Origin of the sequence: Pseudomonas quasicaspiana (genome assembly GCF_021147825.1) — a bacterium.
In the GTDB taxonomy this organism is placed as follows: Bacteria; Pseudomonadota; Gammaproteobacteria; order Pseudomonadales; family Pseudomonadaceae; genus Aquipseudomonas; species Aquipseudomonas quasicaspiana.
Window position 1 is genome coordinate 65,910 of record NZ_JAGTPI010000012.1, and the last position, 25,247, is coordinate 91,156.

At 58.7% G+C, this 25,247-nt stretch carries 21 protein-coding genes; 14 read left to right on the forward strand and 7 right to left on the reverse strand.

The features are described from left to right. Positions 1 to 152 precede the first annotated feature (152 nt). The 7 genes from cpdA to KDX30_RS10365 all read left to right on the forward strand — a co-directional run bounded on the left by cpdA (position 153) and on the right by KDX30_RS10365 (position 8,641). Complete coding sequence (cpdA, locus tag KDX30_RS10335) at positions 153 to 965, forward strand: 3',5'-cyclic-AMP phosphodiesterase (RefSeq protein WP_231675689.1); 813 nt, start codon at positions 153 to 155, stop codon at positions 963 to 965. A 96-nt stretch (positions 966 to 1,061) separates the two neighbouring features. Further along, on the forward strand, positions 1,062 to 1,679 hold the full coding sequence (locus KDX30_RS10340; protein WP_231675690.1) for a YqiA/YcfP family alpha/beta fold hydrolase: 618 nt from the start codon (positions 1,062 to 1,064) through the stop codon (positions 1,677 to 1,679). A 138-nt stretch (positions 1,680 to 1,817) separates the two neighbouring features. After that, positions 1,818 to 3,722: a DNA topoisomerase IV subunit B gene (gene parE / locus KDX30_RS10345; protein WP_027902520.1), complete on the forward strand. Its 1,905-nt coding sequence runs from the start codon at positions 1,818 to 1,820 to the stop codon at positions 3,720 to 3,722. Between the two features lie 218 nt (positions 3,723 to 3,940). Then, positions 3,941 to 4,972 carry an esterase-like activity of phytase family protein gene (locus KDX30_RS10350; RefSeq protein ID WP_099267754.1) on the forward strand — a complete coding sequence of 344 codons (1,032 nt, stop codon included), beginning with the start codon at positions 3,941 to 3,943 and terminating at the stop codon, positions 4,970 to 4,972. Positions 4,973 to 5,010: 38 nt separating this feature from the next. Next, entirely contained in the window at positions 5,011 to 5,490 is a 480-nt protein-coding gene (locus tag KDX30_RS10355) for a retropepsin-like aspartic protease family protein (protein WP_264760247.1), read from the forward strand. 10 nt (positions 5,491 to 5,500) lie between these two features. Next, complete coding sequence (parC, locus tag KDX30_RS10360; protein WP_099267756.1) at positions 5,501 to 7,765, forward strand: DNA topoisomerase IV subunit A; 2,265 nt, start codon at positions 5,501 to 5,503, stop codon at positions 7,763 to 7,765. 180 nt (positions 7,766 to 7,945) lie between these two features. Continuing rightward, a complete protein-coding gene (locus KDX30_RS10365; RefSeq protein ID WP_027902524.1) occupies positions 7,946 to 8,641 on the forward strand; it encodes a PqiC family protein in 696 nt (231 codons plus the stop codon). Positions 8,642 to 8,822: 181 nt separating this feature from the next. On the opposite strand, the gene KDX30_RS10370 is transcribed toward KDX30_RS10365, so the two are convergent. Further along, the gene (locus KDX30_RS10370; protein ID WP_231675691.1) at positions 8,823 to 10,370 is read right to left on the reverse strand and encodes an AhpA/YtjB family protein; all 1,548 of its coding nucleotides are present in this window, start codon (positions 10,368 to 10,370) and stop codon (positions 8,823 to 8,825) included. 130 nt (positions 10,371 to 10,500) lie between these two features. On the opposite strand from KDX30_RS10370, the gene serB reads away from it, so the two are divergent. After that, the gene (serB, locus tag KDX30_RS10375) at positions 10,501 to 11,715 is read left to right on the forward strand and encodes a phosphoserine phosphatase SerB (protein WP_231675692.1); all 1,215 of its coding nucleotides are present in this window, start codon (positions 10,501 to 10,503) and stop codon (positions 11,713 to 11,715) included. A 216-nt stretch (positions 11,716 to 11,931) separates the two neighbouring features. Here serB and KDX30_RS10380 read toward each other — a convergent pair whose 3' ends face one another. The 4 genes from KDX30_RS10380 to KDX30_RS10395 form a co-directional block, all read right to left on the reverse strand. Then, positions 11,932 to 13,716, reverse strand: a complete 1,785-nt coding sequence (locus tag KDX30_RS10380; RefSeq protein ID WP_231675693.1) for a molecular chaperone — start codon at positions 13,714 to 13,716, stop codon at positions 11,932 to 11,934. Positions 13,717 to 13,975: 259 nt separating this feature from the next. After that, a complete protein-coding gene (gene asd / locus KDX30_RS10385; RefSeq protein WP_161628563.1) occupies positions 13,976 to 14,845 on the reverse strand; it encodes an archaetidylserine decarboxylase in 870 nt (289 codons plus the stop codon). Between the two features lie 32 nt (positions 14,846 to 14,877). Next, positions 14,878 to 15,693: a thiosulfate sulfurtransferase gene (rhdA, locus tag KDX30_RS10390; RefSeq protein ID WP_231675694.1), complete on the reverse strand. Its 816-nt coding sequence runs from the start codon at positions 15,691 to 15,693 to the stop codon at positions 14,878 to 14,880. Between the two features lie 45 nt (positions 15,694 to 15,738). Beyond that, entirely contained in the window at positions 15,739 to 17,274 is a 1,536-nt protein-coding gene (locus tag KDX30_RS10395) for an HDOD domain-containing protein (protein ID WP_231675695.1), read from the reverse strand. 209 nt (positions 17,275 to 17,483) lie between these two features. Here KDX30_RS10395 and motA point away from each other — a divergent pair, with 209 nt between their 5' ends. Continuing rightward, positions 17,484 to 18,335, forward strand: a complete 852-nt coding sequence (motA, locus tag KDX30_RS10400; RefSeq protein ID WP_027898819.1) for a flagellar motor stator protein MotA — start codon at positions 17,484 to 17,486, stop codon at positions 18,333 to 18,335. 3 nt (positions 18,336 to 18,338) lie between these two features. Next, positions 18,339 to 19,361: a flagellar motor protein MotB gene (gene motB, locus KDX30_RS10405; protein ID WP_122808424.1), complete on the forward strand. Its 1,023-nt coding sequence runs from the start codon at positions 18,339 to 18,341 to the stop codon at positions 19,359 to 19,361. A 168-nt stretch (positions 19,362 to 19,529) separates the two neighbouring features. On the opposite strand, the gene rsgA is transcribed toward motB, so the two are convergent. Continuing rightward, a complete protein-coding gene (rsgA, locus tag KDX30_RS10410) occupies positions 19,530 to 20,561 on the reverse strand; it encodes a small ribosomal subunit biogenesis GTPase RsgA (protein ID WP_027898821.1) in 1,032 nt (343 codons plus the stop codon). 96 nt (positions 20,562 to 20,657) lie between these two features. On the opposite strand from rsgA, the gene orn reads away from it, so the two are divergent. Both orn and KDX30_RS10420 read left to right on the forward strand, forming a co-directional pair. Further along, on the forward strand, positions 20,658 to 21,194 hold the full coding sequence (gene orn / locus KDX30_RS10415; RefSeq protein WP_231675696.1) for an oligoribonuclease: 537 nt from the start codon (positions 20,658 to 20,660) through the stop codon (positions 21,192 to 21,194). A gap of 175 nt (positions 21,195 to 21,369) precedes the next feature. Then, positions 21,370 to 21,984, forward strand: a complete 615-nt coding sequence (locus tag KDX30_RS10420) for a trimeric intracellular cation channel family protein (RefSeq protein WP_099267764.1) — start codon at positions 21,370 to 21,372, stop codon at positions 21,982 to 21,984. A 163-nt stretch (positions 21,985 to 22,147) separates the two neighbouring features. Here the strand turns inward: KDX30_RS10420 and queG are convergent, their stop codons facing one another. Further along, positions 22,148 to 23,230, reverse strand: coding sequence for a tRNA epoxyqueuosine(34) reductase QueG (gene queG, locus KDX30_RS10425; protein ID WP_122708744.1), 1,083 nt, complete (start codon positions 23,228 to 23,230; stop codon positions 22,148 to 22,150). 62 nt (positions 23,231 to 23,292) lie between these two features. On the opposite strand from queG, the gene KDX30_RS10430 reads away from it, so the two are divergent. Further along, positions 23,293 to 24,789 (forward strand): NAD(P)H-hydrate dehydratase, encoded by a 1,497-nt coding sequence (locus tag KDX30_RS10430; RefSeq protein WP_231675701.1) that lies wholly within the window; start codon positions 23,293 to 23,295, stop codon positions 24,787 to 24,789. Then, complete coding sequence (tsaE, locus tag KDX30_RS10435; protein WP_164581837.1) at positions 24,777 to 25,247, forward strand: tRNA (adenosine(37)-N6)-threonylcarbamoyltransferase complex ATPase subunit type 1 TsaE; 471 nt, start codon at positions 24,777 to 24,779, stop codon at positions 25,245 to 25,247. The genes KDX30_RS10430 and tsaE overlap by 13 nt, the downstream gene beginning before the upstream one ends.

Genomic DNA, 25,247 nt, shown 5'->3' on the forward strand with positions numbered 1-25,247 from the left:
CGAAGGCTGCGAAAGCATTTATCTGACACACCGCCATCGCAGCCTTCGGCAGCTCCTACAGGCCAATCGTTCGTAACTGAGACCTGCCACTCATTCCCGGATTTGCCGACCTGATCGCTTCCCACCATAATCGCCAGACTCTGCCCAAGGAGATGGCTTTGCCAAACGCCCCCGTTAAAGACTCAGTCCTGTTGGTCCAGCTGTCCGACAGCCATTTGTTCGCCAATGCGGACGGTACGCTGCTGGGGATGTGTACCCGCGACAGTCTGCAAAAAGTCATCGAATTGGTGTTGGCCGAACAACCGCAGGTGGATCTGGTGGTTGCCAGCGGGGATGTCTCGCAAGATGGCAGTGTTGAGTCTTATGAGGCTTTTCGGCGGTTGAGCGCGCAGATCGAGGCGCCGAAGCGCTGGTTCCCCGGTAATCATGACGAATCTCAGGAAATGCTTCAGGCTGCGCAACAAAGCGACCTGCTCGACCCTGTCATCGATATAGGCAATTGGCGAGTGACGCTGCTGGACTCCTCGGTACCGGGTTCCGTACCCGGGTATTTGTCTGATCAGCAACTGCAGTTGCTGGTCCAGTCATTGAGTGAAGCGCCCGAGCGACATCATTTGGTGTGTCTGCATCACAATCCAGTGCCGATTGGCTGCGAGTGGATGAATCCCATCGGCCTGCGTAATCCCGACGCGCTGTTTGCGGCACTGGAGCGTTTTCCACAGGTGCGAGCAGTGCTCTGGGGGCATGTTCATCAGGAATACGACCAGATGCGCGATACCGTCCGGCTGCTGGCGTCGCCTTCAACCTGCATTCAGTTCGCGCCCGGTAGCGTTGATTTCAAAGTTGATACCACCGCTCCAGGCTACCGCTGGCTGCGTCTTTACAACGATGGGACGCTGGAAACCGGCGTATCCCGGGTGGTTGGCCTGGATTTCGAAGTGGATTACGGCGGCAAGGGCTACTGATCTTTTTGGCGTGATACACACCTGTGCGAGTCTTTCAGCGTTAGTCCCTGTAAACTGCGCGGCTTTGCACCACTCAGTGATTCAGGAGCGGACGGCGTGACCAGCGAAAACCCCACACTGCTTTATATCCACGGCCTGAACAGTTCGGCGCTGTCGAAAAAAGCTACTCAATTGATCGCGCTGATGCGCTCGCTGGGGTTGAGTGAGCAGGTGCGTGTCCCTGAGTTGCATCACCATCCGCGTCAAGCCATGGTTCAGCTCGAATCCGCTATCGAAGAACTGGGGCGGCCATTGCTGGTCGGCAGCTCGCTCGGCGGCTACTATGCGACACACTTGGCGCAGCGTCACGGCCTCAAAGCCGTGCTGATCAACCCGGCAGTCAACCCGCACCAGCTGTTCGACGGATTTGTCGGTACGCAGCAAAACCTTTATACCGGCGAAACCTGGGAGCTGACCCACGACCACGTCAAGGCTCTGGCCGAACTGGAAGTACCAGCACCTCAGGACCCCACGCGTATTCAGGTCTGGCTGCAAACCGGGGATGAGACCCTTGATTATCGCCGCGCCGAATCGTTTTATCGTGCATGCGCCTTGCGTATTCAGGCCGGTGGCGACCACAGTTACCAAGGCTTTGCCGGGCAATTGCCCGCATTGTTGAGCTTTGCCGGATTCGCCCCTGAGTTGTTACAGGCGGTGGATGTTTCGACGCTTTGAATGTATAGCCGGATTAAATGTAGGAGCTGCCGAAGGCTGCGATTGGTTCGAAAGCCTGGCTTAGGCGGATCGCAGCCTTCGGCAGCTCCTACAGGTTTTCAACTCTGTAACCCCACGAACAACTGATGACGAGACCCCATGGCCAATCCCAGCGCTAGCTCTTATAACGCAGACGCCATCGAAGTCCTCTCGGGCCTCGACCCGGTTCGAAAGCGTCCGGGCATGTACACCGACACTTCGCGACCGAACCACCTTGCCCAGGAAGTCATCGACAACAGCGTCGACGAAGCGCTGGCCGGGCATGCCAAATCGGTGCAGGTCATCCTGCATGCCGATAACTCGCTGGAAGTGTCCGACGATGGTCGCGGCATGCCGGTGGATATTCACCCGGAGGAAGGAGTTTCGGGTGTCGAGCTGATCCTCACCAAGCTTCACGCGGGCGGCAAGTTCTCCAACAAGAACTACCAGTTCTCCGGCGGTCTTCACGGTGTGGGTATTTCCGTGGTCAACGCGCTGTCGACCCTGGTCAAGGTTCGGGTCAAGCGCGATGGCAACGAATACGAAATGTCCTTCACCGACGGCTACAAGGCGTCGGAGCTGGAAGTTGTCGGGACGGTCGGTAAACGCAACACCGGGACGAGCGTTTATTTCTCGCCGGACCCCAAGTATTTCGATACCCCGAAGTTTTCGGTCAGCCGTCTCAAGCATGTGCTCAAGGCCAAAGCCGTGCTGTGTCCGGGGCTGCTGGTCAGCTTTGAAGACAAAGCCACCGGCGAAAAAGTCGAATGGCATTACGAAGACGGCCTGCGTTCCTACTTGCAGGACTCGGTCAGCGACTTCCTGCGCCTGCCGGACGAACCGTTCTGCGGTAGTTTTGCTGGTAATAAAGAAGCGGTCGACTGGGCGCTGCTCTGGTTGCCGGAAGGCGGCGACAGCGTTCAGGAAAGCTACGTCAACCTGATCCCGACGGCGCAAGGCGGCACTCACGTCAACGGTCTGCGTCAGGGCTTGCTTGATGCGATGCGCGAGTTCTGCGAATACCGCAATCTGCTGCCGCGTGGCGTGAAGCTCGCGCCGGAAGACGTCTGGGAGCGCATCGCATTCGTGCTCTCGATGAAAATGCAGGAGCCGCAGTTTTCCGGCCAGACCAAAGAGCGCTTGTCTTCTCGTGAAGCGGCGGCGTTTGTGTCAGGTGTCGTCAAAGACGCTTTCAGCCTGTGGCTCAACGCCAACTCCGATCTGGGCATGCAACTGGCCGAATTGGCGATCAACAACGCCGGTCGCCGACTCAAGGCCAGTAAGAAGGTCGAGCGCAAGCGCATTACTCAAGGTCCGGCGTTGCCTGGCAAGCTGGCTGATTGCGCCGGGCAAGACCCGATGCGTTCCGAGCTGTTCCTGGTGGAAGGTGACTCCGCTGGCGGTTCGGCCAAGCAGGCGCGGGACAAGGAGTTTCAGGCGATCCTGCCGTTGCGCGGCAAGATCCTCAACACGTGGGAAGTCGATGGTGGCGAAGTGCTTGCCAGTCAGGAAGTCCACAACATTGCCGTCGCCATAGGTGTCGATCCGGGCGCCGCGGACATGAGCCAGCTGCGCTACGGCAAGATCTGCATCCTTGCCGACGCCGACTCCGATGGTTTGCACATTGCGACCTTGTTGTGTGCGTTGTTCGTCCAGCATTTCCGCCCGCTGGTAGACGCCGGGCACGTGTATGTCGCCATGCCGCCGCTGTATCGCATCGACTTGGGTAAAGAGATTTACTACGCACTGGACGAAGCCGAGCGCGACGGGATTCTGGACCGTCTGGTGGCCGAGAAGAAACGCGGCAAGCCGCAGGTCACTCGATTCAAAGGTCTGGGTGAAATGAACCCGCCACAGCTGCGTGAAACCACCATGGACCCGAACACTCGCCGTCTGGTGCAACTGACGCTGGATGATTTCGAGGTGGCTTCGGAAATGATGGACATGTTGCTGGCCAAAAAGCGCGCCGGCGATCGCAAAAACTGGCTGGAGTCCAAAGGCAACCTTGCCGAGGTTCTGACCTGATGCAAATCGCCCCGGTGTCCCTGACACCGCGCGATAGCGCCAAACCTGCAGAAGTGCGCTTGCCCGCGATGGGGGTGTGCCAGTCGATGGATGTTGCGCCTGCTCGACCTAATCGCGGGCAAGCGCGCTCCTACAGGATTGCGCGTTTGATACAAAACTGCGTAGTACGCACGACCGCTGTAGGAGCGCGCTTGCCCGCGATGGAGGTGTGTCAGTCGATGCATGTCGCGACTGATCGGCCGGATCGCGGGCAAGCGCGCTCCGACAGGAGATATGTGTGGGGCGGGCTGCTTGCAGCTCTGCTGGCCGCGCCGGCATTCGCAGCCCCTCTACCAGAGCTGACGCTCGTCTCCGAGCATCCCGTAGACAGCATGGTCGGGGGTAACCTGTCAGGCCTGGCAATGTGCAACGGCCAGTTATGGGCAATTTCGGACCGCGATGACGACTTGCTCTACCGCATGGATATGACGAAAACCGTCTGGCAGGCCCAGTCGGAAAAGATTGATGTACCGCCTGCGCCGGAGAGCGATTTACCCGCCAACCTGCGTTCATTGGCCAAACTGTCGTCCTTCGTCCGCGGTGGCAGTCTGGATTTCGAAGGCATCAGTTGCGACGCGGCGGGCAATAAATATGTCGTCAGCGAAGCGCATGCCGAGGTCCTCAAGGTGCCCGTGGAAGGAAACCCGGGCTGGTTGAAATTGCCGAGCGAGTTGGTCGCACAGGCGCGTGCCAAGGGCATGTTGCAACACTTCAACGCCATTTTCGAAGGCTTGGCTGTCAGCCCCCAGGGTGATCGCTTGTGGCTGGCTGCCGAACGCGAGCAGCGCGGTTTACTGGTAGTCAGCCGCGAGTCGGATGCCTGGCGCTGCAAAGGCAGTTGCGTCTTGCGGACTGAACCCGGCAAAGAAGTGTTGCCGCCTCAAGTGGGTGGCAAATCGGTATCCCGTGATTTCGCGGATCTGTCACTGTTCAACGGCAAGCTGTTTACCTTGGAGCGTTCGGCTTATCGCATCTGTCGGCGCGATCTGGAAACCGGCAAGACCGAGCAGTGCTGGTCGTTCGCCAAAGAAGCCCTGATGCCGAATCGACTTTATGATCAGGCGTTTGGCCTGACTGAAGCACTGGTCGTCGACGAGACGGGTGCCTGGATTGGTGTCGACAACAATTTTGGCAAGCGCGCTGATGGCGAGGAACGCCCGATTGTGTGGCGTTTCGCGGCTCCTGCGGGTGGCTGGAGTGCTAAACCGTGAGTCAGCAGCCTCCCGGCAAGCGGGCGGGAAAGGTCCTGATGATCGTTGCCTGGGCGGCGGGGCTGTTTCTCGCGACACGCTTTTTTGGTGAGTGGGAAGACAAACAGGAAAATCCCAACGCCGTGGTCACCTCCCAGCACGGTGATGGTTACGTCGAAGTGCAATTGGTGGGCAATCGCCAGGGGCACTTTGTCAGCACCGGGAAGATCAACGATCATCTCGTGCAGTTTTTGCTGGATACCGGCGCCACTGATGTGGCGGTTCCGGGCGAGGTGGCCGACACCTTGCGGTTGCAGCGCGGTGCGCCGGTCTGGGTCAACACGGCCAATGGCCGCAGCGAAGGCTTTCGGACTTCCATCGAGCGCCTGCAACTGGGCGATATCGTCCTGCACAACGTACGCGCCCTGGTGGTGCCCGGTCTGGACGGCGAACAAGTGCTGCTGGGTATGAGCGCAATGAAACAACTCGAATTCACTCAGCGCGGCGGCACCATGCTGCTGCGTCAGACCACGAAATAATGAGGCACGCATGAGCGACTCCCTTGACCTCAGCCTGGATGGTGTAGAACGCCGGTCACTGGCTGACTTCACCGAACAGGCCTACCTCAACTACTCCATGTACGTGATCATGGACCGTGCCTTGCCGCATATCGGCGACGGCCTCAAGCCCGTGCAGCGGCGCATCGTCTACGCCATGAGCGAGCTAGGCCTGGACGCTGATTCCAAGCACAAGAAGTCGGCGCGTACCGTCGGCGACGTGCTCGGCAAGTTTCACCCCCACGGCGACTCGGCCTGTTATGAAGCCATGGTGCTCATGGCCCAGCCGTTCAGCTACCGCTATACGCTGGTAGACGGGCAGGGCAACTGGGGTGCCCCGGATGATCCGAAATCCTTCGCTGCCATGCGTTACACCGAAGCGCGCTTGTCGCGTTACTCCGAAGTACTGCTCAGCGAACTGGGTCAGGGCACTGCGGACTGGGTGCCGAACTTCGACGGTACTCTCGATGAACCAGCGGTTTTGCCGGCACGTTTGCCGAACATTCTCCTTAACGGCACCACCGGAATCGCCGTGGGCATGGCCACTGACGTGCCGCCGCATAACCTGCGTGAGGTCGCGACGGCCTGTGTTCGTTTGCTTGATGAGCCGAAAGCCACCGTTGAACAGCTGGTTGAACACATTCAGGGCCCGGATTACCCGACTGAAGCAGAGATCATCACGCCGCGTGCCGACCTGCTGAAAATGTACGAAACCGGCAAGGGCTCGGTGCGCATGCGCGCCGTGTACCACGTGGAAGATGGCGACATCATCGTTACGGCGCTGCCGCATCAGGTTTCCGGCGCCAAGGTGCTGGAGCAGATTGCCGGGCTGATGCAGGCCAAACCTTCCAAAGCACCGCAGGTCGCGGACCTGCGTGATGAGTCGGACCACGAAAACCCTTGCCGCATCGTGATCATTCCGGTGAACAGCCGGGTCGATCACGAAGCGCTGATGCAGCACCTGTTTGCCAGCACCGATCTGGAGTCCAGCTACAGGGTCAACATCAACATCATTGGTCTGGATGGCAAACCGCAACTTAAAAACCTGCGTGCATTGCTGGTGGAGTGGTTGGAGTTCCGTGTCCGCACGGTGCGTCGCCGCCTGCAATTCCGCCTGGACAAGGTGGAGCGTCGCCTGCACCTGTTGGACGGTTTGTTGATCGCTTACCTCAATCTGGATGAAGTGATCCATATCATCCGTACTGAGGAGCATCCGAAGGCGAAGCTGATCGAACGCTTCGAGCTGAGCGAAATCCAGGCAGACTACATTCTGGACACCCGCCTGCGACAGCTGGCGCGTCTCGAAGAAATGAAGCTACGCAATGAACAGGATGAGCTGAACAAAGAGCGAACCAAATTATTGGCGCTGCTGGGCAGCGAAGCCAAGCTGAAGAAGCTGGTCCGCACCGAGCTGCTTAAAGATGCCGAAACTTATGGCGACGACCGCCGCTCGCCTATCGTGGAGCGTGCCGAAGCCAAGGCCATGACCGAGCATGACCTGCTGCCGAATGAGAAAGTGACCGTCGTACTGTCGGAAAAAGGCTGGGTACGCTCTGCCAAAGGCCACGATATCGACGCGACCGGGCTTTCCTACAAGGCGGGTGACGGGTTCCAGACCGCTGCAATGGGCCGCTCCAACCAATACGCGGTATTTATCGACTCTACCGGGCGCAGCTATTCGCTGGCGGCGCACACCTTGCCATCGGCGCGGGGACAGGGCGAGCCGTTGACCGGCAAGCTTCAGCCACCGCCGGGCGCGACATTTGAATGTGTGTTGCTGCCTGAAGATGACGCGCTTTATGTCATCGCGTCGGACGCAGGCTACGGCTTCGTGGTCAAAGGCGAGGATCTGCAGGCCAAGAACAAGGCAGGTAAAGCGCTGTTGAGCCTGCCGAAAGGGGCCAAGGTGATGCAGCCGCGTCCAGTGGCTGATCGCGAGCAAAACTGGCTCGCCGCTGTGACCACTGAAGGACGTCTGCTGATCTTCAAGATCAGTGACCTTCCGCAATTGAGCAAAGGCAAGGGCAACAAGATCATCGGGATTCCGGGTGATCGAGTGGCCAGTCGTGAAGAATATGTGACTGATGTCGCCGTCATACCGCAAGGTTCGACACTGGTCTTGCAGGCAGGCAAACGTAACCTGTCACTCAAGCCTGATGATCTGGAACATTACAAGGGGGAGCGTGGACGTCGGGGTAATAAGCTGCCGCGAGGCTTCCAGAGGGTTGATGCGCTTTTGGTGGAAAACGCCTCTTAATCCTCGTTTAGAGCTATCGGTCTTCGTTTTGCCATGAAGATCGACGCATAATCGCTGGAGTCATGACGCATATTCACGGATGATATGACGTCTTGAGGCGCAAGCGTGGCTGAGTGCCTGCACGACTTTTGTTGAGTTATACACTGTGGCTTGCTTGACGGCGGCCACCTGGATGGGACGATGAATCTTCTACGCCTTCCCTTTGTTTTGTTGATGACCGGTGTTTTGGGTCTGGCTGGTTGCAGTGTGAACCAACCGACCTCGCTTTATCAGCTCGACAGCGGCACACCGGGGCAACCTACGCACAATAAGGGCCTGGCAGTTTTACTTGGGCCAGTCTCAGTGGCGGATTACCTGCAGCGCGAAACACTGTTGCAGCGTCAGCCTGACGGTAGCCTGACCGCTTCGACCGACGGTCGTTGGGCAGGTAGCCTGTCTTCGGATATCGACCAACTGCTGCTGCGCCAACTGGCGTGGAAGCTGGACAGCCAGCGCGTAGTGCTGGCACCTGCTGCGGCAAACTTCACGCCTGATGTGCAAGTGGTGTTGTCCATCAGCCGTCTGGACTCGGGCGCGAAGCAGCCTGCGATTCTCGATGCCCAATGGCGTCTGGTGGACCGCAAGGGCAATGTGCGTGACAGCCGGATTGTGCACCTTGAAGAGCTGCATGCCGGGACGTCTGCCGATCAGGTGCGTGCCCAAGGCCTGCTGCTTCAGCGTCTGGCGGATCAGGTGAGTTCTGCGGTCAAGCCGATTTCCTGGCAGCCTCTGGAAGAACCGAAGAAAGCCCCGGTAGCTCGGGCCAAAGAGCCTGATAAACCAAAGATTCCAATGGCTTCACCGATACGTACTGATCTTGAAGTGTTCCGCTTCTAGGATTGGCGCAAACAAAAAGCCCGCAGCGATGCGGGCTTTTTTGTGGGTGGTGATCAGGGTTGTGCTCCTGTAGGAGCCAACTTGTTGGCGAGGCGGAGGGTCATCCAATGATGCTTTTCCTGAATGGCCCCTCGCGAACAAGTTCGCTCCTACCGTTATGGCAGAGCTAGCAAGGTTCAGATCACACCTTGCGTGCCGTCTCATGCATACGCGCCAACTGGCGCTCTAGCATCGATGGGTAAGGCTCCATCAGGCGCTCTACACAGCAAGCGCCTTCAGGGCTCGCAATCGGGCGGATTCGGGCGCGCTGACGGATCAGTGCGTCGTCATTGATCTTGCGCTCTACCAGCAACAGGTTGCGACTGTGTTGCGACAGGGCCAGCGCATCCTGTGCGGTTTCAGTCAGCAGCAAGTCGATCTGACTCAGACCTGCCAGGCCTTCGCCCAGCGTCAGACCCAATTGCAATTGCAGGGTGATGCCGCTGTCTGCGACCTCGATTTGCAATGCATGGCTCAGCGCACGCAACAGCTCGCCGCAGCAGATAGCATTGGTGAGGTAATCCTCACCGCTTTCCTGGCTGTGGAACAGCATCAGTGTGCTGCCATCGTTCAGGGTATGCAGTTCGCCTTCGTACAGCGAAGAAGCCTGATCCAGACAATCGCGATAGCGTTGCAGCAGCTCCGTCAGGCGAGCCCGGGGCAAACGACGTAGTTGATCCTGGGAGCCGAGCTGTACGGCCAGCACGGCGCTGGGTTGCGGCGTACTCGGAGCCACAGCTCTAGTGACCTGAGGCGCGGCGTCGGAACTGTCGCGCAGGTCGGCAAACGGGTCGTCCTCGTCTTCTTCATCTTCTTCGGCAACCAGACGGCGTTGTACGGGCGGCGCAGGCAGGCGTGGCTTGGGCGCATCGTCAAAACCTGGCTCGCGGGCAGAGCGGCTTTTGGCGGCGGGCTCTACGGCTTCATCTTCAGCATAGTGGTCATCCGACTCGTCCTCGGCGTATTCCGGCTCTGGTTCAGGCTCCGGTTCCGGCATCGGCGGTGCAAAGGACGTGCGCAACTGGCGGGCCAGATCACCGATTTCGTCCTGACGCTCGATGGCCGGGGTATACGGATCGATATCACGCAGCCAGATTCGCAATTGCAGCAGCGGAGTGGAAATGTGTCGGCCCAGACGCAGGCTCAACGCCAGGGCGAGCGCCAGCAAAATACCCGCCAGGATGCCCATGCTTTGCAGGCTGATGGTCATCGGCTGCTGGAATTGGGACATGTCCAGGCTGATGCGCAGATGCCCGGCCATGGTGTCCTGGAAAGTAATCTTGATTTCGTAAAGCCCTTCGGCCTCACCCAGCAGACCGTTTTTCGGGCGCTGACCGGCTTCCGCAAGAATACGATTGTCCACGCTGTAGATCGCGGCATGCGCCACCAGCGGGTTCTTCACCAGATTACCCAACAGCACGTTAAGGCTGAGGATGTCGTTGGACACCAGCAGCTCCGTGGCGGAGGTCGCAGTTTGCGTGGTGAGTGCCTGACCCAGCGCGTCGGCCTGCTCATGCATGGCCTGCTTGAACTGCAAGCCCATCACACCGGCGTAGATCATCAGCGCCAGGGAGACGAGAATCACGTTATGGCTAGCGATGCGCAATGCAATCGGTACACGGCGATGACGCAGTGCACGGAAGATCAGCAGGAAGAAATTATCGGTTTTAACAGGCTTAGGCCGGTTCACAGAGCACGGCTCTTTCGAAGAAGTTGCCGCGCAGTATAACGACCGACCCAGTGGCGGCAAAGCGCTGCCTTCGCCCGATGGTCACTGAAAGTGGTTAGAATGCGGTTTTTTTCCACTGCTGGGGTGTCCCTTGCGCGAAATCGTCCTGATTAACATCACCGGTGAAGACCGTCCCGGTCTCACTGCGACCATCACCGGCGTGCTTGCCAAAGGTGGTGTGAGCATCCTTGATATTGGCCAGGCGGTGATTCACGACGTCATGTCGTTCGGCATTCTTGTCGAAATCCCTGGCACTGAGCAGGGGGCTTCGGTCCTCGCGGACATTCAGGCTGCGGCGCATAAGCTGGATCAACAGGTGCGCATTACACCTGTGTCCGAGGCGGACTATCAGAAGTGGGTAGATGACCAGGGCAGCCCGCGACACATCGTGACGCTGCTGACCCGCAAGATCACTGCCGGGCAATTGCAACGTGTCAGCGCCATCACGGCGCAACACGGCCTGAGCATTGACAAGATTGATCGTTTGTCCAAACGCATGCCGCTGGACGCTTCTACTGATCAAGGCAAAGGATGCGTCGAATTTTCCGTGCGTGGCGAGCCCGCTGACACCAAGGCCTTGCAGGCCGAGTTCCTGCAGGTTGCTCAAGAGCTGAACGTGGACATCGCTTTCCAGCAGGACTCGCTGTATCGCCGCAATCGTCGTCTGGCGGTTTTCGATATGGACTCGACCCTGATTGAAGCAGAGGTTATCGATGAGCTGGCCAAAGCTCATGGTGTAGGTGATCGGGTTTCGGAAATCACCGAGCGCGCCATGCGCGGTGAGCTGGATTTCAGTGCCAGTTTCAAAGAGCGTCTGGCCTTGCTCAAAGGTCTGGACGTCAGCGTGCTGGACGAAATTGGTGCTTCGCTGCGTTTGACTGAAGGGACCGAGGTTCTTTTTGCCGAGCTCAAGCGTCTGGGCTACAAAACGGCGATTCTGTCGGGTGGCTTCACTTACTTTGCCAAGCAGTTGCAGGCAAGACTTGGTATCGACTATGTCTTCGCCAACGAGCTGGAAGTCGTGGATGGCAAGTGCACAGGCGTGGCCATCGAGCCTATCGTCAATGCCCAGCGCAAGGCCGATTTGTTGCGGGAGCTGGCGGCGAAGGAAGGTTTGAGTCTTGAGCAGACCATCGCAGTGGGTGACGGTGCCAACGACTTGCCAATGCTCGCCATCGCAGGTCTGGGCGTCGCGTTTCGCGCCAAGCCACTGGTCAAGCAGTCAGCCAAACAGGCGATTTCGACCCTGGGTCTGGATGGCGTGCTTTATCTGTTGGGGGTAAGGGAGCGAGAAGGGCGCGGCTAAAAGGCGGTAACAGCCTCGGTGCAGGCTGTGTGAAAACCCTCCACCAAAAATGAAATCGCCGAATCGCACCGGAACCTGTGGGAGCGAGGCTTGCCCGCGATAAGGGCGCCGCGGTTTATCAGATAGACCGCGGTGCTTGTATCGCGGGCAAGCCTCCCTCCTACAGAACCGACGCAGTCCCATAGGACCGGCTTTCGCCGGGAGGACGTCGGAGTTCTACAGTGACGACCACAACGAATCGAATTCCTGCTCCGCTTTTGGCGTGTCGCCGCCCGTTTGGCCGGGCAGTTCGAAGGTCTCGTACTCGAACTGGTTGTAGCTGCCGCTGCTGGTGCGTTGATGACCCAGCAGGCCGCTGTGTTCTTCTCCGGCAATATTGATCATCACGTTATTGCCTTCTTTAAAGGGCAAGCGCGGTGCCAGTATCGTCGCCGGCTGTTCAATCGCGCGAATTTCCGGCAGCAGCAAAGAGCGCATGTAAGGGCTGTTCAGTTCAGGCCGGACGACCTGCAAGCCGCAAGGCTGGGCAAATGGCGCGATTAGCTCGATACCCATTTGTGTGCCACCGCTGCGCACCTGGCGCACCCAACGGACCACCGCAACACTCCAGCCCTGACCGGCATCATCCTGAATCCCGACCAACTCTCCGGCCTGCAACTGCTGAGGCACCTCTTTTGGCCACGCAAGGCAGTAGCCGCCTGGGCTGTGGTTGACGATGTTCAGGTCAAAGGTCGGGAACGTCTGCTGGGCGTTGGACGCCGCGTCTACGCCATCGGCGTCAGGCTGTTCATACTGGATTTCTTCGTAAGGCAGCATCAGCGCCGAGGTGTTGCCGCGCTGGGTGTCAAAAGCGCTGGCCCAAGGGTCGTCAGCTTTGTCGTCCACGACCTGCAGGCTGAACTCGGCGGCTTTGGTAGCCGGGACTTGCAGCATGTCACTGAAAGAGCGTTTGCCGCCCAGATAGAAATGCAGAGCGCTCATGCCTATGCACAGGCTCAGAGTGCCCTGGCCGGGCGTGCGTTGAAAGGTCCGTTCTGCGACATCGCCCCATGCAGTAGCCAGATGTTCCAGCAGGTCAGGGGGAAAGCCTTGTGGAACCAACAGCGGTGACTGTGCCCGCTGATCTACAGGGGTTTCCAGATAGCGGGTGATCATCGCTGCCAAAGTCTGGGTGTTAAGACCCAGCAGGGTAGGGTACTGGTCTTCGGGAAACAGTGATTTGTAGAGCGGCGGTTTGTCCTGTCTTGCTGAAAGCGCATACAGGCTGGTTTCGTCTGTGGGTGACTGCAGCCGCACAAACGGGCTCCAGGCATCCAGCACATCAGCAAGCCGACCGATGTTGAGCTGACGCATCTGGTTGCAGCGCGAGCAGCCCATCAGCAGCGCAATGGTGTAAGTCTGTTCTACCGTCAGCGAGCGGGAGTGGATCGCCTGTTCATCGGCCACCGGTAGATTCTGCAATTGATGTTCGCAGGCAATCTGATAGATCTTGTGCAGCTCGAGCCACAGGCCTTCCTGCACAGGACAGTACAGTTGATTGGCACGAATCAGCGGTCCGTTCAGACACTGAATTGCACGTTGCAGTGCAGTGGTCAGTAGCGGGATGCGGTCTCTGCTGAGTCTTGAGCTGACTCGCTCGATAATCAGTTTGTAGCCGACCGCCAGATGGTTTTGAAGCGCCTGGCAAAGATTGGCGACTTTGCGCGGACGTTCGTCAAGCACCACAGCCTGATTGAGAAAGTGGCGTTCCAGATGTTTGCAGACGAAATGCACTTCGGGACGCAGCAGTTCAAGCAGTTGCAGGCGATTTTCACTGGGCGTCAGCAGTTGATTGAGTTCAGTCAGGCCTTGGTAGAGCTGACGAGCCGTTTCACCCAGGTTTGCTTTAGGCAGCGTTGAGATCCAACGCTTGAGATCTTTGGGCGTCGCTTCACAGAATGTCAGGCTCGACTGCGTTGGCGCGGGAACACGCAACAACACAGGAAGGCTCAAATTACTCATGTGAAAGGCTAACTCCAACTGCCCGCTCGGGACCAAGCGGCTGCTTTGAATCGATGCAGCGATAACAGTTCCCGACGGGTGCCGAAATCTACATCAATAAAATGCAGGTTTCCGACAGGGCCGGTGTTGGGACTCTAGCAGCATTGGCCAATAGTCGCAGCAACCGCAGACGAATCTATCAGCTCAGGCTCAAGCGAAAACAGCCATGGTACAACCACCTGATGATAAATAGTGGCACATAGTGCCACTATTTACTGTTTCAAACCTGTGCGGGCAATGCCAGGGCCTGACCCATGCGCACGGGTGAAGTCGCAGTCAATTGCTCGGCCCATTTCACTTGCTCAGGGCCGAACAGGACGATGGCGGTGGAGCCCAGCTTGAAGCGGCCCATTTCTGCGCCTTTCTCCAGGTGGATCGGCGCACGTGCTGCTTCGTCGTAGCGGAAAGTCCTCAGTTCGCGTTTTGGCGGTGTCACCAAGCCGGCCCAGACCGTCTCGACGGAAGCAACGATCATCGCGCCAACCAGCACCAAGGCCATCGGTCCGCGCTCGGTGTCGAAGATGCAGACGACGCGCTCGTTACGGGCGAACAGCTCAGGCACGTTTTCGGCTGTGGTCTGGTTAACCGAGAAGATTCGGCCAGGCACATACACCATTTCACGCAAGGTACCGGCCAATGGCATGTGCACGCGATGGTAGTCCTTGGGCGACAGGTAGACAGTCGCGAATTCTCCACCCATGAATGGCGCCGACAACGCCGGGTCACCGCCCAGCAATTCCAGCACGCTGAAACTGTGGCCCTTGGCCTGGAAGATTCGGCCCTGTTCGATGCGGCCCAGTTGGCTGATTGCGCCATCCGCCGGGCTGAGGATTGCGCCGGGCGTTTCATCGAGCGGACGTGCGCCGGGTTTCAGAGCACGAGTGAAGAAGGCGTTGAAGTGTTCATAGGCGCTCAAGTCCTCGACTTGTGCTTCGGACATGTTGACCTGGTAGCGACGGGCGAACCATGCGGTGAAGGCATTCTTGAACCAGCGCACGCGGCACTCGGCAACACAGCCAGCCAGGCGTGACAGCAAGTGATGCGGCAGCAGGTACTGGCTGAGGATAAACAGACGCTCTTTCATCAAAATTCCTGAATGTAATACTTGAAGTGGACAGGGTTTCAGCGTTCGACTGGCGTATCGGGGTGGTTGCCCCATTCGCCCCAGGAGCCGGCGTAGCCTTTGACCCGAGGGTAACCCAGCGCCTTGGCCACCAGATACGTGAAGCCCGACCGATGGTGTGTCTGGCAGTGAGTAATGATTTCTTTGTCGGCAGTGATGCCCAGGCTGTCGAGGATCTCCGCGATGTCTTCACGGATGCGCAGGTCACGCGCCTTATCCATGCCCGCGGTCCACTCGAAGTTGATCGCGCCGGGAATGTGTCCACCTTTGGCCGCGACGACTTTTTCGCCGGAATATTCAAGCGGGCCACGCGCGTCCCAGATTGCCAGATCGGCAGCGCCCAGGCGACTTTGCAGATACTCGCGTGTGGCGGTGGGTTCTTCATGCAGTTGCAAGGCAACAGGCCCGCCTGCCGAAGGTGGAACCGCAGTGGACAAGGGCAAACCATCGGCCTGCCAGGCCAGCAGGCCGCCATCGACATAGTGATATTGGCTGTGGCCGATCACATCCAGTAACCAAATAAAGCGTCCGGCCCAGCCGCCGCCTTCGTCGTCGTAGACCACATACACCGCATCGGCGTTGTGGCCCAGTTCACCGAACAGCGCTTGCAGGTCTGCATGGGCAGGTAGCAAACCTGGTGCTGGAGGCTGGCCCAACTGAGTGCGTTTCGGGTCAACGAAACGCGCGCCGGGTATGTGTCCGGCGTCGTACCGGGCGCTGCTGGTCAGGTCCACCAGGATCAGTTCCGGAGCATCCAGGCGATCCTTCAGGTCGCTTGGCTCGATAACCAGCGGCAAGCCAAAGAAGACGGACATGTGCAGCCTCCAATTCAAAAAAAGAGGCGAATTGTAGCCCAGCTGTCAGGCTTTGCGACTACTAAAGCTCGTCAGCGCCCGCTCGATGCATTGGCAGGTTTTACCGAACGCCTGCACCGAAGTTTCCGAAAACTGTCCGCCGCCCTGATCCGCCACCACCAGTATCAACACCTTGTTGTTGCTGCTCAGCGACCGGATCAGCCAGTGTTTGCCCGGGAACAAAGCCCGAAGATTACCCGGCAGCAGTGCCGAGAATTGATCGATGTTGGCGGGTGTCATGCGCAGTTGGGTCGGCTGTGCCAGCAAACGCTGCAGCACGGTGCTTTCCTTTATAGAGAGCGCCAGCGACGTTGCTTCAGGTCTCAACCCGGCGATCTGATGGACGCGCAGCTGGGTGCCGGTCTTGTCTGCCATCAGCAACATCACGCGCTCCATGCCGCAGGAAACCAGAGCGTCCCGCGCCGTGGTAGTCAGGTGCATGGCGTTACTGAAGGGGCTCGGGTTGGCCAGCAATTCTGCGCATAGCTTGCGCCAGCTCTGCAAGGCATCGGGCGATGGCGGCGGTGCTGCTTGCAGTTTGCTATGAATCCGGCGGGTTGCCCACGGCCAGATCAGAGCTTCGGCAGGGTGCCAAAGACTCGGGTCATTGTGGTTGCGAGCACTGCTGACTGCATTCTGGTGAGCCTGCTGTTGCACGCTGTCCATGGATTGCTGCAAGTACAGGCTGCTCAGTAACTCCCAGCGCAGGCAGTGCGGGCTGTCCCATGCCTGTTGAGCGGCCAGCGCCAGGCCGTTGCCCAGCAATACGGTATTGGCGGGTTGATTGAACCAGCGACGCAGGTTTGGATCTGCGTCCATCAACTGTTGCTGTTGCAATGGATCGTCGTTAGCCCGAGCCACATGCAGAGCCTTCACCAATTGGCGTCGCTCGCTGATCAGTAGCTTGTAGCCTTGAGTCACCCATAAAGGCAGGCGCCACAAGGTCGCCAGTTCCATGCAGAGCTCTAGCAGACTGACGCCAAACAGTGCTTTCTCCACTGAGCGGGAAGACTCACCTTTGTGGATAACCCGCAGTTCCCATTCTTCAAGCAATTTCGGGTGCGCCAGTGCCATTGGCCACAGCGGTGCCAGAAACAACAGGCTACCCAGGTGGATATCCTGCCAGAGCCGCGCAAGGCGAGCTGCGAACAGTCCGTTGGCCTGCTGCGTAGCGTGCTGGCTGATCAGTAGCAACTGGCGGAACGCGGTCGGAATCTTCTCGTTTTCCAGAGCGGGCAGGCGATTGAGCAGCACCTCGGTGCGCCCCAGGCCCAGACGAGTGATCGCCACTTCGAGGCTTTCGGCAGGTTCGGTCAGACCGGTGCTTTGATGGTTGGCTTCGCGCATCACGCTCAGGACCAGTGCCGGGCTGTCCTGCATCATGTCGGCGATGTCGCGCAGGGAACGGCGGCTATCATTCAGTGCGCTACGGACCTTATTGTGGCTGGGCAGAGGGACCGGCAATGCAATGCTGTCCAATTGCTTGAGCCACGCATCGAGCGTGTTCGGGACGGGAAGCTGTGGCGACGTTTCTGGAGGCATGCATCATGGCCCGTGCGACTGAAAATGTAGGCAGTGGACACTGCGAAATCAATGGGTAAGACCCTAATTTACGGGCCCCCGTTCACCGGTTAACTGGCTTTTCGATTTTTCTGGCTACAGTCTGGCCCACATATGCCGATAAGTAGAACAAGAGTTTCATGAACTTCCGCGCATGTCCCTGAACCCGACTCAGTAAGTACTTTCTACCTATGGCTAAAATTATCGGCATCATCGTCGTCTTCGCGAGTGTTCTCGCAGGCTACGTACTTTCTCACGGTAAGATTGGCGCGCTGATCCAGCCTTTCGAGGTGTTGATCATCGGTGGTGCCTGTCTTGGCGCATTTCTGCAGGCCAACCCAGGCTACATGACCATGCACGTCATGAAGAAGTCGCTGAAGATGTTCGGTACGCGTTTCACGCACGCCTTCTATCTTGAAGTGCTGGGCCTGGTGTACGAGATCCTCAACAAGAGCCGTCGTGAAGGCATGATGGCGATTGAAGGGGACATCGAAGACGCGTCGGCGAGCCCGATTTTCGCCAAGTATCCCGGCGTGCTGAAAGATGAGCGCATGACCGCTTACATCTGTGATTACCTGCGCATCATGTCATCCGGCAACATGGCTCCTCATGAACTGGAAGGCCTGTTTGACATGGAGTTGCAGAGCATCAAGGAAGAGCTGGGTCATCCATCCCACGCCGTAACCGGTATCGCCGACGGCCTGCCCGGTTTCGGTATTGTGGCGGCAGTACTCGGCATCGTGATCACCATGGCTTCCCTGGGTGACGGCGACAAGGCTGCCATTGGTAACCACGTGGGTGCAGCGCTGGTGGGTACCTTCCTGGGTATCATTGCCGCCTACGGGTTCTTCGGTCCTCTGGCGAGCTGCCTTGCCCACGATGCCAAAGAAGAGCTCAACGTCTATGAGGCGATCAAGGCTTCGCTGGTGGCATCCGCCTCCGGCATGCCTCCTTCGCTGGCTGTCGAGTTTGGCCGCAAGGTTCTCTATCCGGCACACCGGCCCAGCTTCAGTGAGCTGGAACAAGCGGTTCGCGGTCGCTGAGTCATGGAAAATAATCAGCCGATAATCATCAAGCGCGTCAAGCGCTATGAAGCCGGTCACCACGGTGGCGCCTGGAAAATCGCCTTCGCGGACTTTGCAACCGCCATGATGGCGTTCTTTCTGGTGCTGTGGCTGTTGTCTGCGGCAACCCCGGAGCAGTTAGTCGCTATCGCCGGTTATTTTAAAGACCCGGTCGGGTTCTCGGACAGTGGTTCGCCCTACGTGATTGATCTAGGTGGATCGCCGGAAATGTCGCCTGATCAGACCTTGAACCCGGAAATCAAGAACACCCCGACACCGGACACTGTACCTATCGAAGCCGAGACCGCAGAGGCCAAGGCGGAAGAGGTCGAGCAAGAGCGTCTGGAGTTGTTGCTGCAGGAGTTGCAGAACAAGATCGAAGAGAATCCTGAACTGCAGAAATTCAAGGACCAGATCCATTTCGAGATTACTCAGGATGGTCTGCGGATCCAGATTACAGACGCTGATAACCGGCCGATGTTCGACCTGGGCAGTGCGCGCCTCAAGCCCTATTTCGAAGACATTCTGCTGGCCATGGCTGATACCATCAAAGCGGTGCCCAACAAAATCAGCATCAGCGGGCACACAGATGGCAAGCCTTATGTGGGTAACGGCGAGTTCGGTAACTGGGAGCTGTCGGCTAATCGGGCCAACTCGGCACGTCGCGCTCTGGTTGCCGGCACCTACCCGGAAAACCAGGTGGCGCGGGTAGTCGGCTATGCATCGTCGATGCTGTATGACGGCGAGCATCCGCAAAGCCCGGTCAACCGGCGCATCGATATCATGGTTCTGACCAAGAAGGCCATGCAGCGTATTGAAGGCAGTCAGGTTTACAGGGGCGGCCAGGGCAAAGCCACGGCCACTGAGCCTGCACCGGCTGCGCCAGTCAATCCTAGAATCCAGCCGCCGGATGATCCACAGGCCTACGCCCAGCCGCACGAGATTCGGCAAAAGCTGAACTTGTTTGAAGACGGCACGTTGAAGCTGGATGAGACGAAGAACTAGCGTTCTAGCCGCAAGCTACAAGCCTAAAGCTGCAAGTAAAAAGCCCGGACTCGTGAGAGTCCGGGCTTTTTTGTCGGCCGCAAATCTGTAGGAGCTGCCGAAGGCTGCGAAGGCATTCTTCCAGACAGTACGCGTTTCGCAGCCTGCGGCAGCTCCTACAAGGCGCAGCTAGTAGCTGCTTTCCGGCAAGCTGGCGATGATCGAGCGATAGCTGTTCATGCGCTGTTGTTGCACGCGGCCTTCTTCCAGGGCGATCAGCAGAGCGCAGCCAGGTTCACGGTCGTGTTTGCAATCGCGGAATCGGCAGGTGCCGATCAGGTCGTTGAACTCGATGAAGCCCGCTTCGACATCCGCACGGCTTACATGACCCAGACCGAATTCACGAATACCCGGGGAGTCGATCAGGTCGCCGCCACGGGGGAAGTGGAACAGGCGGGCAGTCGTCGTGGTGTGCGTGCCTTGCCCGGACAGTTCGGACAGCGGCCCGACGCGGGTTTCGACTTCAGGCAGCAGGCTGTTGACCAGGGATGACTTGCCGACGCCAGACTGACCGACAAACACGCTGATATGCCCGTCCAGCTGGGCTTGCAGCTGTTGCATGCCGTCGCCGTGGTGCGCAGAGACTTCCAGAACTGGATAACCCAGCGTCCGGTAAACCTCCAGCAACGCGTTGAGTGCCGGAGCATTCTGTTCGTTGATCAGGTCGAACTTGTTCAACAGCAGCAACGGACGAATGCCAGCGTGCTCGGCGGCCACCAGATAACGGTCGATCAGGTTAGCGTGAGGCTCAGGCATCGGCGCGAACACAATGACAATCAGATCGACGTTGGCGGCAACCGGCTTGAGTTGCCCACGGCTATCAGGACGGCACAGCTCAGTGGTGCGCGGCAGTTGCGCGACGATAACGCCGATGCCCTGATTGCCAGCGCGCCAGACGACGCGATCGCCGGTCACCAGTGCAGGCAGGTTGGCGCGCAAGTGGCAGCGGAAAACCTGACCTGCCTGGTCGCCTTCCTTTGCTTCCACTTCGACTTGTACGCCGAAGTGAGCGATCACCAACCCGGTTTGCTCGGGGCCAAGATCGCCGCCCTCAAGTGTTTCCAGGGTTTGTGATTCGCGTTTGGCGGCACGGGCAGCGCGCTCGCCTTGAATTTTTTCGATGCGCCAGTTTTGACGACGATTGAGTTGGCGTTTGGCCATGGGTGTTCCGAGTGATAAAGCAGCTGATAAGTAAACGCGGGGGAGTCTAGCACGGCGGGGTGAGCTAAACTGCGTGCCTACGCTGAGGAGCCCAATATGCAGAACAAGCAGAACCTGATCTGGATCGATCTGGAAATGACCGGCCTGGACCCGGACACCGACGTCATTATCGAAATGGCGACGATCATCACTGACAGCGAACTCAACACCCTGGCTGAAGGCCCGGTCATCGCTGTGCACCAGAGTGATGAAACCCTGGCCAGAATGGACGAGTGGAACACCCGTCAGCACGGCGGTTCGGGCCTGACCCAGCGGGTTCGCGACAGTGTCATCAGCATGGCTGAAGCGGAAGCCCAGACGTTGGAGTTCATCAAGCAATGGGTGCCGGAACGCAGTTCACCGATCTGTGGCAACAGTATTTGCCAGGATCGTCGCTTCCTTTATCGGCACATGCCTACCCTGGAGCACTACTTTCACTACCGCAATCTGGACGTTTCCACGCTCAAAGAGCTGGCCGCCCGTTGGTCGCCTGACTTGAAGTTCCAGAAGGGCAGCACCCACCTGGCGCTGGACGACATCCGCGAGTCAATCGCCGAGCTGCGGTTCTATCGCGAGCATTTCATTAAAGGCTGATGCTTACATCATTCCTGTAGGAGCTGCCGAAGGCTGCGATTGCGGCGTGTCAGATGCGACGGTTTCGCAGCCTTCGGCAGCTCCTACAGAAATTGGTTGTGATCGGTAGTTTCGCTCTTTGCCCTCTTTTGGTGCTTGCCCTACACTGCGCGGCTTCGTCGCAGGGACTGCCGCCATGTTGTTGATGCTTTATCTGATCGCTATTACCGCTGAAGCCATGACTGGCGCGCTGTCTGCCGGACGGCGGGGCATGGACTGGTTTGGCGTGGTACTGATCGCGTGCGTCACAGCCCTTGGCGGCGGTTCGGTGCGCGATGTGTTGCTCGGTCATTACCCGCTGACATGGGTCAAGCACCCCGAATATCTGATCCTGACCAGCGTTGCGGCACTGCTGACCATTTTCATTGCGCCGTTGATGCGCCATCTGCGCTCGCTGTTTCTGGTACTCGATGCCTTGGGGCTGGTGGCCTTCACCCTGATCGGCACGATGACCGCACTCGAAGTCGGGACCGGTCTGCTGGTGGCGTCAGTGTGCGGCGTAATCACCGGGGTATTTGGCGGCATCCTGCGGGATATTTTCTGCAACGACATCCCCTTGGTATTCCGTCGCGAGCTGTATGCCAGCGTGTCATTCCTCGCGGCCTGGTGCTTTCTGCTGTGTCAGCACCTGCAATTGCCAGAAGAGCAGAGCATCCTTATCACCCTGTTCGGCGGTCTGTTGCTGCGGCTAATGGCTATCCGCTTTAACTGGAACATGCCGAAGTTTGTCTACAAGGGCGATGAGCATTGAGCTACGCCCTTTGGGCGTGGGAGCCGAGCTTGCTCGCGATAAGGCTGGATGCGATCTAAAGTGGACCGGATCCAGCCTTATCGCGAGCAAGCTCGGCGCCTACAGGTTCTGCGCTGCCGGGGTGTAGTGGGATCATAGAACCCCATAGATGATCGCAGGCGGCTCAGCGGTGTTGGTGCTGCCGCAACGCCCACTCCACATGTTCCCTCACCAGCTCCGACGGATACTCCCGTCTTGCCTCAAGCGCCTCCAGCACGGGGATCGTCGATGGCGCATTGCCTAACCCTACTGCCAGATTGCGCAGCCAGCGTTCGTAACCGGCCCGGCGCAGGGGAGAGCCTTCCGTGTTGCTGAGGAATTTATCCTCGTCCCACATGAATAACTCGGCCAAACCGGCGTTATCCAGATTGTGGCGTGGCTGGAAATCACTTTGGTCGGTGGGGCGGGCAAAGCGATTCCACGGGCAAACGATCTGGCAGTCATCGCAACCGAACACCCGGTTGCCAATCAGCGGACGTAACTCCTCCGGGATGGCGGTTTTCAGTTCAATGGTCAGATAAGAAATGCAGCGCCTCGCATCCAGCACATAAGGCCCGACGAATGCAGCGGTAGGGCAGATGTCCAGACACGCGGTGCAGCGACCGCAGTGTTCAGTGGCGTGAGGTGGATCCTCGGGCAATGGCAGGTCAACAAACAGCTCGCTGAGGAAAAAGAAACTCCCCGCCTTGCGATTGAGCACCAGCGTGTTCTTGCCGATCCAGCCCAGTCCGGCCTGTTCGGCAATGGCTTTTTCCAGCACCGGAGCGCTGTCGACGAAGGCGCGATAGCCGAATGGACCAATGGCCTGCTGGATGCGTTCGGCCAGTTGCTGCACGCGTTTGCGGATCAGCTTGTGATAGTCGCGGCCCAGCGCGTAGCGGGACACGTAGGCTTTTTCCGGCTCGGTCAGACGCTGAGTCATCTCGGTGTCGCCGGGCAGGTAATCCATGCGCAACGAGACCACCCGCAAGGTGCCCGGCACCAGTTCCTCAGGGTGCGAACGTTTGCTGCCATGCGCTGCCATATAGTCCATCTCGCCGTGATAGCCCGCCTCAAGCCAGCGCTCAAGGTGTTGCTCGTGTTCGGCGAGATCCAGCCCGGCAATCCCGACTTGCTGAAAGCCCAGCTCGCGGCCCCACTCCTTGATCGATTGAGCGAGGGTGGCGAGGTCAACAGTATTGGGCGAATCAACAGTAATAACGGGCATGCGCAAGGAGAAACCGGGTGGAGGTGCGTATAATTCTGCCAGACATCGGAGCCAAGAAACGCATGGTCGACACGAATCCCCAATTACCCGACGCACTGTACAGCGCCGCGCAGGTCCGCGAACTGGACGCACAGCTCATTGCTGCGGGAACGTGCGGCAGTGAATTGATGCAACGGGCCGCCCATGCGACGTGGCGCGCGCTGCGTCGACGCTGGCCCGAAGCGCGGGAATTGAGCGTACTGGCCGGGCGCGGCAACAACGCTGGCAACGGGTATCTGATTGCGACGCTGGCGCAAAAGGCCGGGTGGAATGTTCATGTGTTCAGCGTGGCCGATCCCGCGACACTGGCTGGCGATGCCGCTGACGCTTATGGCGCGGCAATCGCTGCGGGTCTCGATGTTCAACCGTGGGCCGATCAACCTTTGCGCGGCATCGTGCTGGATGCGCTGCTGGGAACTGGCTTGAACGGTGACGTTCGCCAGCCCTACGCGGCGGCAATCGAGTCGATTAATACCAGTGTTTTGCCGGTCGTGGCGGTGGATATTCCTTCCGGGCTAAGCGCCGATACCGGACGTATCCTTGGCGTTGCGGTGGGAGCCGATCTGACGGTGACTTATATAGGCTTGAAGCTCGGCCTCCTTACCGGTGATGCCGCGGACCTGGTCGGCGAGTTGGTGTTTGACGACTTGCAGGCAGATCCGGCCGTTGTCGCCAAGACCACTCGCAGCGCGACTCGTCTTGATACATTTAATCTGCCGCGTCTGGCTGCACGCCCTCGTACTGCTCATAAAGGCCTGTATGGCCGAGTGCTGGTCATTGGTGGCGATCATGGTTTCGGCGGGGCCTGTCTGCTGAGCGCTGAAAGTGCCTTGCGCAGTGGCGCAGGCATGGTCACGTTGGCGACCCGACCCGAACATGTTCCTGCTGCATTGACTCGCATGCCCGAAGTAATGAGCGCGGCTATCCGTTCTGCCAACCAGTTGATGGCATTGATTGAACCCGCCAGTGTTCTGGTGGCAGGCCCCGGGCTGGGTCAAGGTTCCTGGGGGCGCAGCTTGCTTTCAGCCGCCGCCAACGCTCAACGTCCGCAAGTGTGGGACGCCGATGCCCTTAACCAATTGGCACAAGGTTTTGTTTCGCTTCCCGAGGGCAGCGTCATTACCCCGCATCCCGGCGAAGCTGCGCGCTTGCTGGGGGTGACGACTAAACAAATCCAGGCGGACCGCCCTGCTGCTGCGCGAGCGCTGGCCGATAAGTACCAGGCGGTTTGTGTATTGAAGGGCAGCGGTAGCCTGATCGCTGATGTCGACGGTCAGTTGATGCTCTGTGATCGCGGCCATCCGGCCATGGCGACCGCTGGTTTGGGCGACGTGCTCGCCGGGCTGATCGGCGCATTGATGGCGCAAAAAATGAAGCCGTTCGATGCAGCTTCTCTGGCGGTCTGGCTGCATGCCAGCGCCGGGCAGCGCTTGGGCGAAGCGGGCCGTGGGCTGGGGGCCAGTGATTTGATTCCAGCCATTCGTCAGTTATTGGAGGAGCAGCAACCGTGTCTGAGTTAACGCTGCATTTGGTCGGTGAAGAGGCCATGACCCACTTTGGTGAGCGCATTGCCGAGGTCACCAAAGGGGTAGGCGTGATTTTTCTGGAAGGTGATCTGGGGGCAGGTAAAACCACGCTTTCGCGGGGCATCATCCGTGGCCTCGGGCACGAAGGTGCGGTCAAGAGCCCGACCTTCACCCTGGTTGAACCCTATGAAATAGGCCCGGTTCGTGTATTCCACTTTGACCTGTATCGATTGGTTGACCCAGAGGAGCTGGAGTACCTGGGGATCCGCGATTACCTGGAAGGCGATGCACTTTGTTTGATCGAGTGGCCCCAGCTCGGTGCAGGCTTTTTGCCAAAGCCTGACCTGACCATTACCATTAGGCCGCATGCGCAAGGTCGAGCACTGACTTTGAGCCCGATTGGCTCGCGTGGCGAAACCTGGTGTGCCGCTTTGGCGTTGGAATTCAAATAG

Coding starts and splice junctions, on each gene's coding strand:
- rhdA (WP_231675694.1), bottom strand. CDS start 15,693: ATGTCCGTCTTCTTTGGCTTGCCGCTGGTTATCGAGCCAAGCGACCTG.
- KDX30_RS10430 (WP_231675701.1), top strand. CDS start 23,293: ATGGTCGACACGAATCCCCAATTACCCGACGCACTGTACAGCGCCGCG.
- queG (WP_122708744.1), bottom strand. CDS start 23,230: ATGCCCGTTATTACTGTTGATTCGCCCAATACTGTTGACCTCGCCACC.
- KDX30_RS10395 (WP_231675695.1), bottom strand. CDS start 17,274: ATGCCTCCAGAAACGTCGCCACAGCTTCCCGTCCCGAACACGCTCGAT.
- KDX30_RS10365 (WP_027902524.1), top strand. CDS start 7,946: ATGAATCTTCTACGCCTTCCCTTTGTTTTGTTGATGACCGGTGTTTTG.
- parC (WP_099267756.1), top strand. CDS start 5,501: ATGAGCGACTCCCTTGACCTCAGCCTGGATGGTGTAGAACGCCGGTCA.
- KDX30_RS10420 (WP_099267764.1), top strand. CDS start 21,370: ATGTTGTTGATGCTTTATCTGATCGCTATTACCGCTGAAGCCATGACT.
- cpdA (WP_231675689.1), top strand. CDS start 153: ATGGCTTTGCCAAACGCCCCCGTTAAAGACTCAGTCCTGTTGGTCCAG.
- KDX30_RS10350 (WP_099267754.1), top strand. CDS start 3,941: ATGCATGTCGCGACTGATCGGCCGGATCGCGGGCAAGCGCGCTCCGAC.
- parE (WP_027902520.1), top strand. CDS start 1,818: ATGGCCAATCCCAGCGCTAGCTCTTATAACGCAGACGCCATCGAAGTC.
- motB (WP_122808424.1), top strand. CDS start 18,339: ATGGAAAATAATCAGCCGATAATCATCAAGCGCGTCAAGCGCTATGAA.
- KDX30_RS10380 (WP_231675693.1), bottom strand. CDS start 13,716: ATGAGTAATTTGAGCCTTCCTGTGTTGTTGCGTGTTCCCGCGCCAACG.
- orn (WP_231675696.1), top strand. CDS start 20,658: ATGCAGAACAAGCAGAACCTGATCTGGATCGATCTGGAAATGACCGGC.
- motA (WP_027898819.1), top strand. CDS start 17,484: ATGGCTAAAATTATCGGCATCATCGTCGTCTTCGCGAGTGTTCTCGCA.
- KDX30_RS10355 (WP_264760247.1), top strand. CDS start 5,011: ATGATCGTTGCCTGGGCGGCGGGGCTGTTTCTCGCGACACGCTTTTTT.
- rsgA (WP_027898821.1), bottom strand. CDS start 20,561: ATGGCCAAACGCCAACTCAATCGTCGTCAAAACTGGCGCATCGAAAAA.